A 565-nucleotide genomic window follows, 5' to 3' on the forward strand; every position below is an offset into this window, starting at 1 on the left:
CGCATATCCGCAGCTTCGGTGACTGGCTTAGCCCCGTTACATCTTCCGCGCAGGACGACTCGATCAGTGAGCTATTACGCTTTCTTTAAATGATGGCTGCTTCTAAGCCAACATCCTGACTGTTTTAGCCTTCCCACTTCGTTTTCCACTTAGCCAATCTTTGGGACCTTAGCTGGCGGTCTGGGTTGTTTCCCTCTTGACGCCGGACGTTAGCACCCGACGTCTGTCTCCCAAGCTCGCACTCATCGGTATTCGGAGTTTGCAATGGTTTGGTAAGTCGCGATGACCCCCTAGCCATAACAGTGCTCTACCCCCGATGGTGATACTTGAGGCACTACCTAAATAGTTTTCGGAGAGAACCAGCTATTTCCAAGTTTGTTTAGCCTTTCACCCCTACCCACAGCTCATCCCCTAATTTTTCAACATTAGTGGGTTCGGACCTCCAGTGCGTGTTACCGCACCTTCATCCTGGCCATGAGTAGATCACTTGGTTTCGGGTCTACACCCAGCGACTATCGCCCTGTTCGGACTCGATTTCTCTACGGCTTCCCGATCTGGTTAACCT

The 565-nt window shown here is 51.3% G+C and carries 1 rRNA gene; it reads right to left on the reverse strand.

From position 1 onward, the window contains the following. Positions 1-565: ribosomal RNA gene (locus tag AC1RQG_RS27855) — 23S ribosomal RNA — on the reverse strand; the annotation flags it as partial.

This window comes from Rugamonas sp. GW822-FHT03B10 (assembly GCF_058801745.1).